21 protein-coding genes are annotated in these 16,629 nt (G+C 62.2%); 15 read left to right on the top strand and 6 right to left on the bottom strand.

Annotation, left to right across the window (positions count from 1 at the left end):
- Nucleotides 1-2 precede the first annotated feature (2 nt).
- A complete protein-coding gene (locus J7E80_RS03240; RefSeq protein ID WP_215050041.1) occupies nt 3-1,319 on the top strand; it encodes an FAD-binding oxidoreductase in 1,317 nt (438 codons plus the stop codon).
- Between the two features lie 121 nt (nt 1,320-1,440).
- On the opposite strand, the gene J7E80_RS03235 is transcribed toward J7E80_RS03240, so the two are convergent.
- Complete coding sequence (locus J7E80_RS03235) at nt 1,441-2,802, bottom strand: prealbumin-like fold domain-containing protein (RefSeq protein ID WP_215050040.1); 1,362 nt, start codon at nt 2,800-2,802, stop codon at nt 1,441-1,443.
- 1,215 nt (nt 2,803-4,017) lie between these two features.
- Here J7E80_RS03235 and J7E80_RS03230 point away from each other — a divergent pair.
- Both J7E80_RS03230 and J7E80_RS03225 read left to right on the top strand, forming a co-directional pair.
- Entirely contained in the window at nt 4,018-4,464 is a 447-nt protein-coding gene (locus J7E80_RS03230; RefSeq protein WP_215050039.1) for a hypothetical protein, read from the top strand.
- A 151-nt stretch (nt 4,465-4,615) separates the two neighbouring features.
- Entirely contained in the window at nt 4,616-4,915 is a 300-nt protein-coding gene (locus tag J7E80_RS03225) for a muconolactone Delta-isomerase family protein (protein WP_215050038.1), read from the top strand.
- Between the two features lie 74 nt (nt 4,916-4,989).
- On the opposite strand, the gene J7E80_RS03220 is transcribed toward J7E80_RS03225, so the two are convergent.
- Complete coding sequence (locus J7E80_RS03220; protein ID WP_215050037.1) at nt 4,990-5,295, bottom strand: AMP-binding enzyme; 306 nt, start codon at nt 5,293-5,295, stop codon at nt 4,990-4,992.
- Here J7E80_RS03220 and J7E80_RS03215 point away from each other — a divergent pair.
- Complete coding sequence (locus J7E80_RS03215) at nt 5,281-5,520, top strand: hypothetical protein (RefSeq protein ID WP_215050036.1); 240 nt, start codon at nt 5,281-5,283, stop codon at nt 5,518-5,520. The genes J7E80_RS03220 and J7E80_RS03215 overlap by 15 nt on opposite strands.
- Here J7E80_RS03215 and J7E80_RS03210 read toward each other — a convergent pair.
- Nucleotides 5,499-5,753 carry an AMP-binding protein gene (locus J7E80_RS03210; protein WP_311380758.1) on the bottom strand — a complete coding sequence of 85 codons (255 nt, stop codon included), beginning with the start codon at nt 5,751-5,753 and terminating at the stop codon, nt 5,499-5,501. The genes J7E80_RS03215 and J7E80_RS03210 overlap by 22 nt on opposite strands.
- A 393-nt stretch (nt 5,754-6,146) precedes the next feature.
- On the opposite strand from J7E80_RS03210, the gene J7E80_RS03205 reads away from it, so the two are divergent.
- Nucleotides 6,147-6,380, top strand: a complete 234-nt coding sequence (locus tag J7E80_RS03205; RefSeq protein ID WP_215050034.1) for a hypothetical protein — start codon at nt 6,147-6,149, stop codon at nt 6,378-6,380.
- A 42-nt stretch (nt 6,381-6,422) separates the two neighbouring features.
- Here J7E80_RS03205 and J7E80_RS03200 read toward each other — a convergent pair whose 3' ends face one another.
- Nucleotides 6,423-6,992: a TetR/AcrR family transcriptional regulator gene (locus tag J7E80_RS03200; protein WP_215050033.1), complete on the bottom strand. Its 570-nt coding sequence runs from the start codon at nt 6,990-6,992 to the stop codon at nt 6,423-6,425.
- Nucleotides 6,993-7,087: 95 nt separating this feature from the next.
- On the opposite strand from J7E80_RS03200, the gene J7E80_RS03195 reads away from it, so the two are divergent.
- Both J7E80_RS03195 and J7E80_RS03190 read left to right on the top strand, forming a co-directional pair.
- Entirely contained in the window at nt 7,088-8,110 is a 1,023-nt protein-coding gene (locus tag J7E80_RS03195; protein WP_311380753.1) for a transporter, read from the top strand.
- 130 nt (nt 8,111-8,240) lie between these two features.
- Nucleotides 8,241-9,257, top strand: a complete 1,017-nt coding sequence (locus tag J7E80_RS03190; protein WP_215050031.1) for an LLM class oxidoreductase — start codon at nt 8,241-8,243, stop codon at nt 9,255-9,257.
- 39 nt (nt 9,258-9,296) lie between these two features.
- Here the strand turns inward: J7E80_RS03190 and J7E80_RS23645 are convergent, their stop codons facing one another.
- On the bottom strand, nt 9,297-9,620 hold the full coding sequence (locus J7E80_RS23645) for a hypothetical protein (protein WP_251036381.1): 324 nt from the start codon (nt 9,618-9,620) through the stop codon (nt 9,297-9,299).
- A 391-nt stretch (nt 9,621-10,011) separates the two neighbouring features.
- Here J7E80_RS23645 and J7E80_RS23640 point away from each other — a divergent pair, with 391 nt between their 5' ends.
- From J7E80_RS23640 to J7E80_RS24550, 3 genes are all read left to right on the top strand, one after another.
- Nucleotides 10,012-10,242: a hypothetical protein gene (locus J7E80_RS23640; protein ID WP_251036380.1), complete on the top strand. Its 231-nt coding sequence runs from the start codon at nt 10,012-10,014 to the stop codon at nt 10,240-10,242.
- Nucleotides 10,243-10,405: 163 nt separating this feature from the next.
- Complete coding sequence (locus tag J7E80_RS03180) at nt 10,406-10,687, top strand: hypothetical protein (protein WP_215050030.1); 282 nt, start codon at nt 10,406-10,408, stop codon at nt 10,685-10,687.
- A gap of 69 nt (nt 10,688-10,756) precedes the next feature.
- Complete coding sequence (locus J7E80_RS24550; RefSeq protein WP_396020722.1) at nt 10,757-11,230, top strand: GNAT family N-acetyltransferase; 474 nt, start codon at nt 10,757-10,759, stop codon at nt 11,228-11,230.
- Nucleotides 11,231-11,327: 97 nt separating this feature from the next.
- Here J7E80_RS24550 and J7E80_RS03170 read toward each other — a convergent pair whose 3' ends face one another.
- Complete coding sequence (locus tag J7E80_RS03170) at nt 11,328-11,579, bottom strand: hypothetical protein (protein ID WP_251036379.1); 252 nt, start codon at nt 11,577-11,579, stop codon at nt 11,328-11,330.
- Nucleotides 11,580-11,986: 407 nt separating this feature from the next.
- On the opposite strand from J7E80_RS03170, the gene J7E80_RS03165 reads away from it, so the two are divergent.
- The 5 genes from J7E80_RS03165 (at nt 11,987) to J7E80_RS03145 (ending at nt 16,623) form a co-directional block, all read left to right on the top strand.
- Nucleotides 11,987-12,616 (top strand): DUF6194 family protein, encoded by a 630-nt coding sequence (locus tag J7E80_RS03165; RefSeq protein ID WP_215050028.1) that lies wholly within the window; start codon nt 11,987-11,989, stop codon nt 12,614-12,616.
- The gene (locus J7E80_RS03160; RefSeq protein WP_215050027.1) at nt 12,588-13,355 is read left to right on the top strand and encodes an alpha/beta hydrolase; all 768 of its coding nucleotides are present in this window, start codon (nt 12,588-12,590) and stop codon (nt 13,353-13,355) included. The genes J7E80_RS03165 and J7E80_RS03160 overlap by 29 nt, the downstream gene beginning before the upstream one ends.
- 100 nt (nt 13,356-13,455) lie before the next feature.
- Entirely contained in the window at nt 13,456-14,442 is a 987-nt protein-coding gene (locus J7E80_RS03155) for a PfkB family carbohydrate kinase (protein ID WP_215050026.1), read from the top strand.
- A gap of 8 nt (nt 14,443-14,450) precedes the next feature.
- On the top strand, nt 14,451-15,224 hold the full coding sequence (surE, locus tag J7E80_RS03150) for a 5'/3'-nucleotidase SurE (protein ID WP_311380752.1): 774 nt from the start codon (nt 14,451-14,453) through the stop codon (nt 15,222-15,224).
- A gap of 127 nt (nt 15,225-15,351) precedes the next feature.
- Nucleotides 15,352-16,623: an MFS transporter gene (locus tag J7E80_RS03145; protein WP_215050024.1), complete on the top strand. Its 1,272-nt coding sequence runs from the start codon at nt 15,352-15,354 to the stop codon at nt 16,621-16,623.
- The last annotated feature ends 6 nt before the right edge of the window (nt 16,624-16,629 follow it).

The raw sequence follows: 16,629 nt of genomic DNA, 5'->3' as shown, positions 1-16,629 counted from the left end.
CGATGAAAATAGCCGTTATCGGAGCAGGAATAATTGGCGTGTCCATCGCCGCCGAGGCAGCTGCCCGTGGGGCCGATGTAACCCTGATCGACAAGAACGCCCCGGGCTCCGGGACGTCGTCGACCACTTACGCATGGGTTAACTCGAATGGCAAGGAACCCGTAGGTTACTACGAACTGAACCTCGCCGGCCTTGAAGCACATCACCGCCTTGCCGGCACCGGCGCGGACTGGTTTCGACCCACCGGCCACATCGAACTGGCAGCTACGCCTGAGCACGCCAACGAACTCCAGCGCCGACTGGAACGGCTGGGTCAATTCAGGTACGAAGCCACGGGCATCAGCAGCTCAACCGCCAGCGAACTCATCCCTGACCTGATCGTTCCTGAGGACTGCGCCGCCGTAGCATACTTCCCGAATGAAGCACACTGCTACCCGGCCCTTTACATACGTCACCAACTCCAGCGTGCCAAACACCTCGGTGCTCATCTCCGCATCGGAGCGGCCGTGGAATCATTTGAAGAGACTACTGAGGGCGTGAACGTCATCCTCAGCCACGGCAACAGTGTCCTTGTGGACCAAGTGATGAGTGCCGTTGGACGGTGGAAGAATGACATCACAGCAGCCGCAGGATTGGGTTCCGTTGTCACCGAGTACCAAGAGCCAGGCGATGTGACCGTAGGGTATCTTGCCGTCACGAACCCCCTGCCCGTAGCCATAGACCGGATTCTCACCAGCCCGAAGCTCAACATCCGCCCCGCTGGCGGTGGGCGCTTGTTGCTGCAGGCACTCGATCTTGATGCGACCGCGACAGCCGATGCTGTCCCTGCCATCGATTCGGATTTGGCACGCGAGTTTATCCACCGGCTCCAAGAGGTCCTGAAGAACACAGGAAACGCTCACATCACCGAACTCCATGTCGGAGTCCGAGCAATACCTGCTGATGGGCGCAGTGTCATCGGCTCCGTCCCGTCCAGGCCTTGGCTTTACCTCGTCGCCACTCACAGCGGCGTGACCTTGGCCCCGTTCTTGGGATCGGCAGTCGTAGCGGAGGTATTTGATGAGCCCGAGCCGCTTTTCGATGAATTCCGGCCCACCCGGCCGTGGGACGCTACTCCGGCCAGGTCTTGGCGGCACCCCGCCAGCCCGGGCAGCAATAACGCGCAGCGTTCTCCATCTCCAGGCGCTGCACCTTCTCTTCCAGCGTTTTCCTCCACAGCCTGGGCGCGGCCGCTATGGCCCACCCGCCGTGCCCTGCTCCAGCAGTTCCACAGAGGCACGGCGCGTTTAGGTTTCATGCGATCCACGAGACGCCATTGAACCGCACCTCCAAAACCTAGACTCTTCCCTTAGAGTCCAACTTTCGGGGTCCAGTTCAACGGCCCGGCCCTTCCGCTTTCAGCTGATGGGGTCGCGACAGGGATCCCTTATTACTTCGGGCTTACTGCGGGATGTTCACTTCTGCAGGATGCACGCCCAAGCCCTTGTCATCGTAGGCCGCGCCCTCCAGGCCACACAGTTGGGCGGCTGTAAGACCGCTCGGTGCTGCTGCCAGCGAATACTTCTCCACTCCGTCCACCTTTACCTTGCTCGAGTACAGGGAGTTGTCTGCTTCCTTGCACACGAGAACGACGACCTTGAAGTCACGGGGATCAATGAACGTGAGAGTTACCGTCCCCCCTGTCCCTAGTATGGCCTGCTGTGGATCTGCAGTGACGTGACCTGCGGGTGTTGTGGTTTCAACCACCCAGTAGTTACCGTTATCAACATCGATGAACGAGCACTTGCCATCGGCGCCGGTGGTGCACGTCTGGGGCGTTGCGGTATCTTCCTTACCCAATGCGGTTCCCACAGGCGCGAGGTCGTTGTAGAGCGTGAAAACTGCGCCTTGAAGCGCTGAAGCCGGGCTAGCGTCGTCCTGTTTCACGACGTCGATCCTGCCGCATTGGCTGAAACCGAGCGGTTGTGGGGCGATGAAGTCCTTTACTGCGGCGGTGAACGAATCGGAGGACCGGCTCTTCAGGTAGGCCGTACTGAATCCCTTGCAAGTACCGGCGGGAATGATGCCTGAATCCGTGAGGTTGATTGCCGCCTCACCGAACGTCCTCGCGCTCAAGCGGCGGGGATCATCCGGCGCAATCGGGTCAACAACGCTGACAGTGTTAATTGATCCCTCAAAGTTGTCTTTAAGCGGCTTTACCTTGCCCCAGCAGGGGACGGAGTTGGACGCTTCACATACGTCCCGCCCGACGCCGGTGGTCACCCAGAGGTGGTATCCGAGAGTCGGGACGGTGCCGCCCTGCGAGAGGTCGTACTTGATCAGGACGTCCCCTGCCGTGCGGACGGGAGTGACGCCATTTGACAGGGTGGTGGATATATTGAACTCGAAGTCCATGTTCGTGGTGCCCGTCGGCTCCTGAACCCGCTCCCAGGCGAGATACGCGAAAACCTTGCCGTCGCTCTCTGGGCGTAGCTTTGCGTAGAAGCGGGTGAGATCGCTCTTGTTGTTAGGGATGGAACCGTCGATGACAGACGGGACGGCAGTATCCTCCTTGGTTCCGTTGCCAAACGAATCGTCAGTCTGCCCGGTCTGCTTGTCGACGCCACAGCCCATCTCAAGGGTGGGTGTGCAGTCGACGCCTACATTGAACCAGTCGCTGGTCTCATCGTCGAGCACCAGATTGCCGTCAGCAGCGTCAAACGGGGTTCCCGCAAGGTTGGCTTGGGCCGCGGTTGTTCCGGAGAGAACTAAAACCAGACAGGCCAATCCTGTAGCCCAAGGTGCGAGTGATTTGTGCTTCATAGAAATGCTCACTTCCAATGATGGACGGTGAATGGCACGGAAAGTAGTTCCGCAAGCCATGGAATCCCCAGCACATTCCCAAAATAAGAAAGATCGGCGCGGTCCGCAAAAGGACCAGTCTGACTCCTCGATCGTCACTGTAGAGTGGCAGCGGCTAAAAACGGGAAAACGCCGCGGCTTAGCCCGTACCAGGGCGACCGTGAGTCGACATACTTGCCTGAAACTATGCGCATTTACGCGTCCTCTGGCGCGTTCTCTGTAAGCCGGCACGAATGCCAGGTCGTTGACTCCGGACTGAGATCCGGAACTTGCTAGCGGTAGCAACAGCCCGAAGCCCAGATGAGGGCTGTTTTTGCTGGACCCATAATTGACCCCTTGGCGGACGGCCTGCACGAGTGGTGGATACTCGTTTTTAGAGCCCGTCCCAGAGAATTCTGCAAGTGGGGACGAGTCCCGACGACTCCCTTCAAAAAACGAGTACCTGATACTGGTGACGAAGTAACTCATGTGAGCTACTTCAAACACGCGGTGGGCCGCGAAAATCAGCGGCCAGGCCAGCAGCGAAGAGTCCGGCTGGGGAGCCCAGTCCAAGCCGTCTGAATTTGCCGGCGGCTATTGCGCCCATTGTTGCTTGTTCATTTTGTGCGTCCCCTTCTTGGCAATTTTCCGGCAGGAACGCTCAATAAAAGATCAACTTTGCTGGTCCATGAAACACAAACGAGGGGCGAAACTCGAGGTCGCCATCAAGTTGCAGCTAATGAATCTACTGTTCGAGCCGCAAAGGTAAATCGTCGAGAACGACCATTTTCGGACCTGATTTATCCGGCGCAAGGTCAGGCCTGCGAATCGCAGCGATTATTTGGCGTTTTTCTGTCAGCGATAAATACAGGTGTGCGTTTGAGGAAGCCCTTGCGGTTATCAGCTGCTAACCAAGTGGCCTTCTTGGGGCCACGACTGGCGGGAGCACCTACCTGACCGTGCCACCCCATCCATGAGCCTCGGAGACGACGGATACTTGCCCGGTAAGGGTTCATGAAGTGATCGAACCTGATATCCCTTCCGGCACAACGCCCTGGCTTGTACGCTCAGCACAGAGCCGGCCGAAGTCCTACTGACCTGAGGTGATGAAGCGATCTTTCCAAGAAGGGTGAGATTTGGACGTAGAAAGAACGAGCGAGGTTTTGCGCCTCGCCCCGGGTTAAGGAATTGCACCCAATGTCACGAAAATGCCGGCTTGCCCCCTCAGGCACAGGCGCCGCAGTGTTGATGCTGTGCCTCAATCTCGCCGCCTGCTCCCAGGGACCGGGCGGTGATTCCACACCGGCATCCAATTCACCGGCCACTGCGCACCTCATTGTCACGAGTTGGCGCAACGGCGATGACGCCATGCTCGCCCAGAACTCCGGAACCCTCACCAAGCTGTCCGACGGCTGCGTCGGACTGCGAGCCCTCAACGACCCAAAGTCAAAGCCCGTACTCCTACGCTGGCCCGCTGGGACACGGCTTTCAGAGGACGGCAAAGCCGTCGTGGGATCGTCCAGCAAGCGCTTTGCTTTCGACTCAGTGGTTGGACCTGGCGGCGGCTTTGGGCATGTGTCCGTTCCTTCGGAGTGCGATTCGTCATTGTGGGGCGGCGTCTACGACGTCCAGGAGCCACTTTAGGTCCGAGGCCGCGGCTCGGATTAACGGGCTGAATACCTCACGGATCACTCATCTCTGGCCCTACATTGCGGGAACTTCCCACGGAGCCGGAGTCCAACCGCGATCCAGGCCAGCATCTCTCACCATCCGTTTGGCAAGGAAGAAGAAGGACATGGAATTCCTGACCACACTCATTACCAACGTTCCCGACGGAACACCGGAGGAAACCGTAGATGACACCAGGTCGCGGGAAGCCATCAGGGCTGCACAACTTGCGGAGCAGGGTTATCTTCTGCGCCTGTGGAAGCCACCGGTCGAGCCGGGTGAGTGGCGAACTCTTGGCCTTTGGAGGGCAGAGAACGAAAGCGAGTTGAGGAGTATCCTGGCGACCCTGCCCCTTCACGTCTGGATGACGGTCGAAGTCACACCTCTCACCCCCCATCCGAATGACCCGGCGGGCAAGCGCGCCTAAAGGCCGCAAGCTTATCCAAATACGAAAGTATGAAAGCACGAACAACCCGTTCAGATGGAACAGCGAAATGTTCTTCACCCTGGTTCAGCGTCAGGCAGCGATTCGACCCGGTGGACGACCGTCGGGATCTTGTACGCTGCCAACCGGTCACGAAGAGCTTCGCGAAGCGTGTCGGCGATCTTGGGGTCCGTTGACACGACACAGGCGACAACCGCTTCGCCCCAGGCCGGATCGGGCTCTCCGACGACCAGCGCCGCGGAAACGCCGGGAAGTCCCAGGATCGCCTCACGCACTTCGTCGGGATAGACGTGGAATGAGCCCGAGTTGATCATCCCGTCCAAGCGGCCGGTGAGGTGCAGGTACCCATGCTCGATGAACATGCCCGTGTCCCCGAGGCCACACCATCGATCCAGATCGACGAAGGCAGACGAGGCCATGCCGCTGCGACTCCGAACCTCTCTACCGCCCTTGGGACCGGTCGCTCCGAGCTCGACGTCGACGGCACCGATGGCCCGGCCGCAGCTGCCGACCACCTCGACATCACCAAGCACGAGCCTCGCGTGATCGGCCGGATCGAGGATCTTCAGGGGCAGCCAGCCTCATAACGTCCATAGAGCTGAGAGAGTGTGCGCCCGAAGACCCTGACGTACCGCTTGATCTCATCGGTCTCGACCGGTGCGCCACCGTACAGCACGCGACGCAGAGAGCCGAGCCGCGGCGCACCTCCGCCGTCGACCTCATCAGCCATCCGACTGAGCATCCCAGGGACGGCGAACATCGTCGTCACCTGGTGAGCATCGATCTCGTCGAGCACGAACTTCGCGTCGAATCGCGGCACCAAGACCTGCGGCAAAGGTGAAGGAACGGGAAGCTGCCGACATGCCCCGCAACATGCATCAGCTGCAAGGCCGTCAGGTAGCACTCGTCGGACCCAAGAGGAGGTCCGTATCCGCCCGAACGGTAGAGCTCCTGATTCGTGGCCATGGAGGCGTTCCAGTTGGCATAGCTAGTCGGCACGCCGTACAACTCTCCGCCCACCACCGCTCGCGGGTACAACATAAGGAGCTGATCAGGGTCCACGTAGTGATCAGGGTCCACGTAGATAGTCTTCGTCCATCGAACCCCTTCAAGGGGGTGCAGATCGTCGTGGAACAGCGTCAAGGTTGCAAGTTCTGAGGAGAACGGCGTCAGGCGCTCGGCCTGCCTCTGCGAGTCATACAGGCCGTGATCGGTGAGCACTACATCCACGTGGCCTGCAGCGAAGATCCCGGCCGCCTCGGTGACTGCCTTTGCCCGGCCGCAGGCGAGGGTCGGGCGCCAGCCGGATCCCTTCGGCGGCGCTCCCGTCTGGGTGGTCCCGAACCCGAGCGGCTTGAACAAACACGCAAGCCTCGCCGACTTGGCAAGCGCCTACCGGGAAGTCGCCACTGCGGCCGGTATCGAACTCTTCCCAGGATCGGCATGATCCGCCGCGACTGCCGGATCTGATGGTGGATGCTCGTCGGCCTCACATGGCATCGACGATGCCGTCGATGACGGCGCGGAACCTTTCCGATGCCCCACCTGCCTTGACGAGCACGCTGAGCCCGACCACGGAGGCAAGCAGTTGGCTGGCCGCAGTGTCCGGAACCTGATCCCTACTGAACTCTCCGGACTCTTGTCCCTGTGCGATTGCTTGCCGAAACACTTCTTCGATCCGCGTGAAAAGATCGTCCGCGATGCTGTTCACGTCGTTGTCGGCGGCGCCGAGCTCCGCGGCAGCATTGACCATGACACACCCCCGCCGGTGCTCGCCCACGCCGGCAAGGACAGTCATCGCCTCTTTGAGCCGCGGCCGGGTCGGCCCAGGGGCTGCGAACAGCTCCGTGAGGTACTCGAGTCGTGTTTCGCTGTAGCGCCGAAGGGCACGCATGAACAGCTCGTGTTTGCTATCAAACGTGTTGTAGAGGCTGCCTTTGCCGATCCCCAGCTCACTGGCTAACTCCTGCGGCGTCGTCCCGGCATAACCCTGGCGCCAGAACAGGTCCATCGCCCTCTCGACAGCCTCATCGGCCTGGAACTGCATCGGTCTACCCATAGAAAAAGAGTAACCCGCATGATATTGTACTTCAAGGTCAAAAACCTCTTGCAAACGTCGGAGTCCTCCTGCCCCCTCTCAGAAAAGGCATTCCTTTGTCCACTCAACTGCCCTTGGCACATGCAGCCTCCACGACGCGTGTCCAAACGCGTATCCCGTTGAACACACTCGCCATCCCCCTGGGACTTGCCGGCCTCGCCCAAGTCTGGACCGCGGGGACAACCGCGCTCGGCCTCCAGTCCGGACTAGGACAGGCGTTGTGGCTGACAGCTGCGATCTCTTGGGTCTGGACTCTCGCGGTACACGTGCATCGCGGTACGCGAACTGATCATTCTCTCTCTCATCAGCTCATGCACTTCGCTCAGGGTCCGCTTGCAGCATTGCTTCCCATCGCCGCGATGCTGCTCGGAGCAGGCCTGCACCGCACGGTCCCGCTTGCCGGTACCATGCTGACGTTGATCTCTATAGCTGCAGCAGCCGCGTTCGCCGCATGGATCCTCAGCTACTGGATGCGCGGAGAGATGCCACTGGAATCCGTACATGGCGGCTACTTCCTGCCCATCAGCGCAGCCGGCTTAGTCGGTGCCCTCACCGCAGCTGAAACGGGAATCGGCTGGCTCGCCGTTGGGAGCTTCGCGATCGGCATCTTCTTTTGGCTGGTGATCTCCGTGTTCTTCTTCCTCCGGCTCGCGCTCCGCCCCGCCATGCCCGCACCCCTCATCCCGACACTGGCGATCATGATCGCTCCCCCGGCCGTCGCATCAGCGGCATGGCTTAGGATCTCAGGCGGCCAGCCAAATCATCTGTTCGAGGGCTTGTCGGCGATGACGGCGTTCATGGTGCTAATCCAGATAATGCTCTTGCCGCGCTACCGCGCACTGCCGTTCTCTCTCGGCTTCTGGTCATTCACCTTCCCCGCGGCCAGTGTCGCCGCACTCGCCATAACCTGGTTGCACCTGCTCCAACCGTTTGCCTGGCAGGCCATCACAGTTGCAGTGCTCGCCGCCGTTACGGCCCTCGTGCTGGCGATCGCAACGAAATCCGTCCTCTTGCTTATCACCAGTACCCGTGCGTCGCGGCGACAGCAATCAGGCGCCGAGAAGCAGACGATGGGCTGACCAGGAGCAGGAATAATCACACCGCATGTTCGACATCAAGCCTTCGGATCTGAACGCATCACTTCCCGTGGTCCCCTTCGCGAACTCTCGCCCACGCCCTCATTAGCAGTCCAACAAAAGGCAACCAACTATGAATGAATCACAAGCCCCCGACATCACCGGGGCAGCACCGGGCCCATTCCCCGAACACCCCGGCCTCAAACGGTCATTCCATCCACAGGGCATGACCCTTGGTGTCATCACGCCGCTGGAAGGCTTCGACGGGCCCATCCCCGCCATGCAGAACCATGTGGGCCTGATCCAGCAAGCCGAGAATGCCGGTTTCGCGACCGTGTGGGTGCGCGACGTCCCCCTGCTGGACCCCCACTTCGGTGATGCCGCTCAGGTATTCGACACCTGGGCCTACCTGGGATACCTCGCCGCGAGCACCAAGACCATCGGATTAGGCACCGCAAGTGTGGTGTTGCCGCTACACCACCCTCTGGAGACAGCCAAGGCCGCCGCCAGCATCGACCAACTCTCCGGCGGTCGCCTCCTGCTCGGTGTCGCAACAGGAGACCGTGCTGTGGAATATCCGGCCTACGGGGCGGACTACGATGGCCGAGGCGAACGGTTCCGCGAGGCGCTGTCCTATCTGCGTCAGGCAACAGAGAGCCACTTCCCCACCATCGCATCCGCCCTTGGCACCATGAGCGGAACCGACCTGCTCCCCAAACCGACCCACTCCCGGCTGCCGGTATTCATGACCGGGCGGGGCCAACAGGAGATCGATTGGATCGCAGCAAACGCAGACGGATGGCTCTTCTACACCTTGCCGCTACAGCAGCAGGAATTGAACATCAAGCGCTGGCGCCGGCTCACGGCACAGCGCGGGGAACCGGGATACAAACCCTTTAACCAGGCCACGTACATCGACCTCACCGAGAACCCGAAAGCCGCCCCCCGCACCATCCACCAAGGCCTGTCCCTTGGGCGGGAGCCACTAATGCAATTCCTCAGTGCATGGCAGGACATCGGCATTGATCAATTGATGATCAACTTCAAACATAGCCGCCGGCCAGTCTCCGAGGTCATGGCCGAATTGAGCGAGTACGTCCTGCCTCACTTCCCGGCCGGAAACCTCTCACATGAGCCGCTACTTGTCTGAGGGCGGCGTCACGGTGTGCCCAGGCCGGGACGCGATTTCCTACACTTCAAAGGTCACGATCAAGACTGCGTTTGGGAAAGGTGCGCGACGCACACCGGCAGTAGAAGGGCAAAAGATATGACGCAACGCCACATCACCATCATTGGAGCAGGGCAGTCGGGCCTGCAGCTCGGAATCGGCCTGCTGGAGGCCGGGTTCGCCGTCACCATGGTTTCCAACCGAACCCCCGAGGAAATCCGGGAGGGCAAGGTCTCTTCCAGCCAGTGCATTTTCCACGACGCGCTGGAACACGAACGCAGCCTCGATCTCGATTTCTGGCCCGACGCTCCCACGGTTGACGGGATCTCCTTCACCGTTCCGCACGCTGAGATTCCGGGGGAGAAGGCCATTGGCTGGGCCTCCCGGCTGGACAACCCCGCCAAGTCCATTGACCAGCGAGTGAAGTTCCCACGGTTCATGGACGCCTTCGTCCAGCGGGGCGGCGAACTCATCTTTCAGGACGCGGGGGGAAGCCGACCGCGCCTTCGACGTCGAGCTTACCGACCCGAACGGCTTCCTCCAGGGACGGTTCCCGCCGACCGTCCGCCATCCCATCGCCACGCTGCCCAGCGGCAAGCACGTACTGGGCCTGGCCGACGTCGTCGTCCTCAACGACCCGATCACCGGCCAGGGATCCAACAACGCCAGCAAATGCGCAGCCTCCTACCTGAAGAGCATCACGGAACACGGCGACGGGGCCTTCGACCCTGGCTTCATGCAGGCAACCTTCGAAACCTACTGGAACTACGCCCAGCACGTCGCACACTGGACCAACGCCCTCCTGGCACCGCCCCCGCCACACGTCCTGCAAATTCTTGCCGCAGCGAACGAGTCACAGGAAATCGCCAAAAGGTTCGTGAACGGCTTCAACAATCCGCCGGACTACCAGGAATGGTTCATGGACCCGGACAAAGCCGCCGCGTATCTGGCAAGCGTCAATCTGTAGAAGTGTCAGACCGTGCTGGGCACTATGGCGCAGCCGCCGGGCCTCCGCTTCGTCTGGTTTTCCTCGGTTCCGGGACGGTCCCGCTGTGATTCCCCAGCCGGCAGAATATCCGACTTAAAGGAAAACGTTACAGAATCACGACGGACGGCTCTAGAGTGTCTCTATGGGACACGTTTACGATCACGCTGGCCTCGCCGCCGTCGCCCTGCTGCGCATCGCCTCGGAAGAAGCCGAAGGCGGGGACACCCTCACCGATCGGATGCACAACCTGATTACCGACTTGTCCCGACGCAAGGGACCAGACGCCGCAGCCGAGCTGGCGATCATCCTTGCCCGCCGGTGTTTCACCCTCCTCGATTCCGTGGCCGATGCCGTGAACGTCCCGCTTGGAACGTTTCTGGACGCGGCTGAATTGGATGAGCTCAACCGAGTCCGGGATGGCTAGCTGCATGCGGTGCGACTGCCAAGGGTAGGGTCGCCTGGCTAGGATGCTTTGCATGGTGGGTGATGAGGTGTGGGAAACAGTTTGGAGCTAACCGACGGTGTTATCCGCTTGTCCCCGCTTTGCTTGGAGGACGTCGATCGCCATCTGGCCGGGGAAGACGCCGAACTTGTCCGATGGTTCAGCGGGGGCATTAGCACCCGGCAGTCGGTCGAGGAATACATAAGGCGCTGCATGGATCAGTGGGAAGCCGGCGGGCCTGTGCATGCCTTTGGGGTGCGGGCCGGCTTGGGTGAACTCGTGGGCACGATCGAGGTGCAGTTTGATCAGCCATACCTACAGCCGGGCACGGTGAACATCTCCTACGGCCTCCAACCTGCGTGGCGCGGCCGGGGCATCGCCACGCGCCGTCCTCCTCGCAGATGCCCACGCCGCGGCGGCAGGGGCAGTCCAGGCGGTCCTCAGAATCGAACCGGGGAACACCGCATCGATTGCCGTCGCCCAACGCACCGGCTACGTTCCTTTCCGCCAGAGCGAAGAGAGTGACGGCCGGCAGTTCACTTGGTACACGAAGAGCCTGTCGTCGTAGATCTCGTCGCGCCATCGTTAGCGGCCGTGCCAGAACCCTTCCACGCCGCCCACCCTAACGGGTGATATTAAGTGGCTTTATCGGCATTGCACATGATGCCTGTTGCAATAATACAGCTGCGCCATCGACGCGATTGTTCCTGCCGGTGTCGTCGCACCAGTCGATGTTGTACGGCATGGCAGTGACAGCCGCTTTTCCCGCTGCCGTTTGAACCGGGACATCAAACGTGTAGCCGAACCCGCCGGCGTCGTTCATCGGGGCGGTTGTGTCAATGACCTTCACGCCGGTCGCATCGGTGACCGTCACGTGGATTCGGGCGTTCTGACCGTATCGGGGATTACAGTCAGCGTCCGGCGCCGTGACCGTCACCTTTTCGCTGGCTTTCGCACTCGGCGGCTTCACTGAATAGGGCGGCGGAAAACAAGGCGGTTCCCCGTTCCTCGGGGAAAAACCGCAACCGGATGCAGCAGCGACTGCCAAGATGGCGCCGACAACACCGATGACTCGAATTCGCCGGCTGTGACTTCGAACGCGATACCTGGAAGGGAGCGCCATTTCCTCATTATTGATGGGTTAGCAGCAGGCGGATACTCCCGCCCGAAATCCGTCCCCATATCGTTGCCCGCCCGTCGCACATTTGACCGCCAACCCGGGGCGGTAAAGACTGTCCAACACATCGCCAGCCTCGCTCAGTCTGCGGAAAGGAACCCGGTATGAGCATCGATGAAATCATCGCGTACATCGAAGGCCTCGGAGGCGGGCTGACCCTCAAGCCGCAACCCGGCGACGGGTCACCGGAGATCAGCTGGGGCGACTCGTTCTTCTACTGCGCACCAGACGGGGTGGTGCCGAAGTCACGGCCGTTTGCAACCATCGCGACCAAGGATTATCCGGATGACCAAGACTCGCGTCTCGACCGGCCAGGGGCTTTCCGCGTTAACTTCGCCGCAGGAGTGGACGAATTCGTCAAGCGGACCGGGCAGGAGCCACGGCAACTGAAACGCGCCAGCTACGCCGTTGACCCCAGCAACGCGGACGTCGTGATCCCGCATCCTGTTTGCGGCAGCCTGGGATGGCTCTCCGTCGTCAACCCAGGACCAGAAACCGAGTCGGTGGTCCGGGATCTACTGCATAAAGCCCACGGCGACGGCGATAACCGCCTCCCGCCCGGGCAGCCCCATCCAGTCCGTCACTTTGGCAACATCCACGGGAGGAACGGCAGAAGCAGGGCGGCGGCGGACAATGTGGAAAACGCTTCACGGGTCAGGAAAGCTCTCCCGGCTGTTCTGCTTTTCAAGTTGCCCTGGAGGAAACATGGACCGTCCACGGGGACCATCACGTGACAGGTCAGCTCTGAGTGCCCGGCCCGGCGATACACCATGTGACCAGATTCCCGTTCCCGGCCAGATGGCCTTGGGCCTGGAGCCGGCACAGGATACCTTGCTCTATGTTCCCCATGGCCTCCAGCCTGGACAGCGGGCGCCGCTCATCCTGCTGCTCCATGGTGCCGGCGGCGAAGCCGCGGGTGGATTATCCTTGCTGCTCCCGCTCGCAGACACCTACCAGTTCCTTTTGGCCGCCCCGTCCTCCCGCGGCTCAACATGGGACGGCGTCCGAAGCGGCTACGGGCCGGACGTGGATGTGATCAACCGTGCGCTGGCCCGGATATTCGGGCTGGTTTCCGTGGATCCTCACCATATAGCTGTCGGCGGCTTTTCCGATGGAGCCTCATATGCCTTGGGCCTGGGCCTGGCCAACGGGGACCGCTTCTCCAAAATCATCGCCTTCTCTCCGGGATTCCTTCCACCGGCGCCCCGCGTTGGCAAGCCGGCGATTTTCGTTTCCCACGGCGACGGGGATCGGGTCCTGCCGATCGACCGCACCAGCCGGCGACTGGTTCCGGCCTTGGAAAAGGACGGTTACGACGTCTACTACCGGGAGTTTAGAGGGCCGCACACCGCCTGTCGGCATTGCCCGGGAGGCGATCGGCTGGCTGGGGCTGAACGGATAGGGCGACGAGTCCGTGCACGTGTTTCTTCGATCCCGCCGGACTGGCGTATTCATCCCCCGGCGCTACGATAAATGAAGCGGCAAGAGCAGCCAGGTGTGTGGGGCGAGGAGAGGCAGCCATGACCGGATTCCCTGATCTAAAGCCTGCCGGTCCTGCCGGGGGAGGTCGCTCATGGGCTCTGTAGTGGTTTTCGCTCCCTCCCCCGTGCTGACAGTGACGGTAGAGGATATCGAAGGTACTGCCGACATCCATATCCATGCCGGCGGCCAGGGAGTGTGGCAATCCCGCATGCTGACCGCGCTCGGTGCATCAGTCACGATGTGCGCCGCGTTCTCCGGAGAAACCGGGCGCGTGGTACGGCACCTGATCTCCGATGAAGGCGTCAACGTGCTGTCCGTGTCCGGGCAGGGCAGCAGCGGCGCATACCTGCATGACCGACGCGGCGGCGAACGACGTATTGTGGCGGAATCGGCGGGTGACCGGCTCTCACGGCATGAACTGGACGAACTCTACGGGTTGACGATTCAGGCCGGGATGGATGCCGGCACAGTCGTCCTCAGTGGCGCCGGCCGGGAAGACGCCGTGCCGGCCGACGTGTACCGCAGGCTGGCTGCCGACCTGGGCGCGGCCGGGTGCACGGTGATCGCCGACCTCGCCGGGGAGAGGCTGACCGCCGTCCTGGCGGGCGGACCGGCAGTAATCAAGATCGCCGACGACGAGATCGTGAAAAGCGGCCGCGCCGCCGCCACAGACCCCGGTCGGATCATCGAAGCGATGCATGCGCTGGCGGAGGAAGGCGCGGCCTCGGTGATTGTCACCCGCGCCCACCTGCCCTCACTGCTGCTCGATGAGGGCACGGTCAGCGAAATCCATATGCCGGAACTTCAGAGCGTGGACACCAGCGGAGCCGGCGATTCACTCACCGCGGGAGTGGCCGCCGTATTGGCCGAAGGCGGCACCATACACGAGGCCGTGGTTCTGGGCACCGCCGCAGGTGCCCAGAACGTAACCCGTCACGGTCTCGGCACCGGCGATGCGGCAGCCATAAGGCACCTCGCCAGGCTCGTGCGGATCATTCCATTGGGCGAAACCGATCAAGGAGAACCTGCACAGCAGATGAGTCCGGATGAACTGGCACGAAAGATCAGCGGACAATGAACGGCCCCGTGAGCGTGCTGATCACCAATGACGACGGCATCGGGTCCCCGGGCCTGCTCTCCCTGGCGGCCGGGGCCGTCCGGGCCGGCCTCAGCGTTACCGTCGCAGCCCCTGTCGCAGAAGCCAGCGGCAGCAGTTCGTCGATCACGGCCGTGGAACAGGACGGCAGGATTTCGGTGGAACGGCGCCAACTGGAGGGTCTGGACGGCGTGGCCACATATGCGGTTCATGGGGCGCCGGCCTTCATCACGATGATCGCCACACATGGTGCCTTCGGCAACCCGCCGGACGTGGTGCTGTCCGGGATCAACCGCGGCGCCAACGTGGGCCGGGCCATCCTGCATTCGGGCACCGTCGGTGCGGCACTGACTGCCGGCGTGAATGGACGACGCGGGATGGCGGTGTCCTTGGACACCGGCCTGGGCCCGGCCCGGTTCCATTGGGACACCGCCGCCCGGCTGGCCACCGGCCTTCTACCGTTCCTGATGGAACAGGCGGTCGGGACCGTGCTGAACCTCAACGTGCCGAACACGGCCGGGCCGGAGCTGCCCGAGTACCGCGCGGCAACCCTGGCCAGATTCGGCATAGTCCAGACCACCCTCGCCGAACGCGGGCAGCAGCACGTGCGCCTGGCCATCGCAGACACGGCCGAGGAACCGGAACCCGAGAGCGACGCGGCATTGCTGGCGGCAGGCTTCGCCACCGTCACCGCCATCCAGGCGGTCACCCAAACCGCCCTGCCCGCACTGCACCACGGCCTGCCCCAGGGGACGGGCATCTAATCCGTCAGCGGTTCTCCGTGGATTTACCCATGAGACTGCCGCGCTGGCATCTGCTCTGGCGCGAGCAGACGATGGCGACGAGAATAGGCTCGTGCTGCCCCCTCGCCCTGGCCGGGACGCCGACGTGATGAACGCCGCGGCCCGAAAGATTCAGCGCATCTATCTCACGTTGACGCTGGGCAATACCCTTGCGGCCTCGTTCATCTGGGGGATCAACACCCTCTTCCTGCTGGATGCCGGCCTCAGCAACCTCGAGGCCTTTGCCGCGAACGCGTTCTTCACCGCCGGCATGGTGCTGTTCGAGGTGCCCACCGGAGTGATCGCCGACGGTTGGGGGCGCCGCGTTTCGTTCCTGCTCGGTACGGTGACCCTGGCGGGATCGACCTACCTCTACTACCTGCTCTGGCAGCTGTCCGCCCAGTTCTGGATGTGGGCCGTCGTGTCAGTCTTGCTCGGACTGGGCTTCACCTTCTTCTCCGGCGCGGTTGAGGCCTGGCTCGTCGATGCCCTGCGCTTTTCGGGGTATGAAGGCGGGCTGGAGTCGGTGCTCGGGCGCGGACTGATGGTGTCAGGCATCGCGATGCTTGCCGGCTCGGTGGCCGGCGGCGTGATCGCGCAGGTCACCGATCTCGGTGTGCCGTTTCTGCTGCGGGTGGGCGTGCTGTTGGCCATGTTCGCCGTCGCCTTTTGGCTCATGCACGACGTCGGCTTCACCCCCGAGCGTTCGACCCACCCCCTTCAGGCGACCCGTGCCGTGCTCTCCGCGTCAATCGAGAACGGATTGAAGAACCCACCTGTACGGTACGTGATGCTGGCCGCGCCGTTCGCCGCGGGCGTCGAGATCTATGTGTTCTACGCCCTGCAGCCGTACCTGCTTGACCTTTTCGGCGACCCCCGCGCGTACTCCGTGGCGGGGCTTGCGGCGGCGATGGTGGCCGGAGCAGAGGTGCTCGGAGGCTGGATGGCGCCCCGGGTCCGGGGCCTCGTCCGCAAACGCACGACGGTGTTGATCCTGACCAGCGTCGTGAGCGCGCTGATTCTGGTCATGCTCGGGTTCATCCAGGTGTTCTGGGTGGCGCTGGTGCTGCTGGCGCTCTGGGCCGTGATTGCCTCGGCGGGCACCCCGGTCCGGCAGGCCTACCTGAACGACATGATCGCTTCAAAGCAGCGGGCCACAGTGCTGAGCTTCGACTCGCTCGTTGGATCAAGCGGTGGCGTGGTGGTGCAGCCGCTGCTCGGCCGGTCGGCCGATATATACGGCTATCACGGCTCACTGGCGATCGGTGGCGCAATCCAGTTGATTGCGGTGCCGTTCCTGCTGGCGAGTCGTCGGCGGCATCCCCAGGCCGATGAGGCCAACGCCTCGACCAGCACGCCGAACGCGGGAACCGAGCCGTAGCCCGCC

It is taken from the genome of Arthrobacter sp. ISL-28 (assembly GCF_018613875.1).
In the GTDB taxonomy this organism is placed as follows: Bacteria; Actinomycetota; Actinomycetes; order Actinomycetales; family Micrococcaceae; genus Arthrobacter.
Note: the sequence above shows the minus strand (reverse complement) of the source record. Positions and strands in the feature narration are given on the sequence as shown.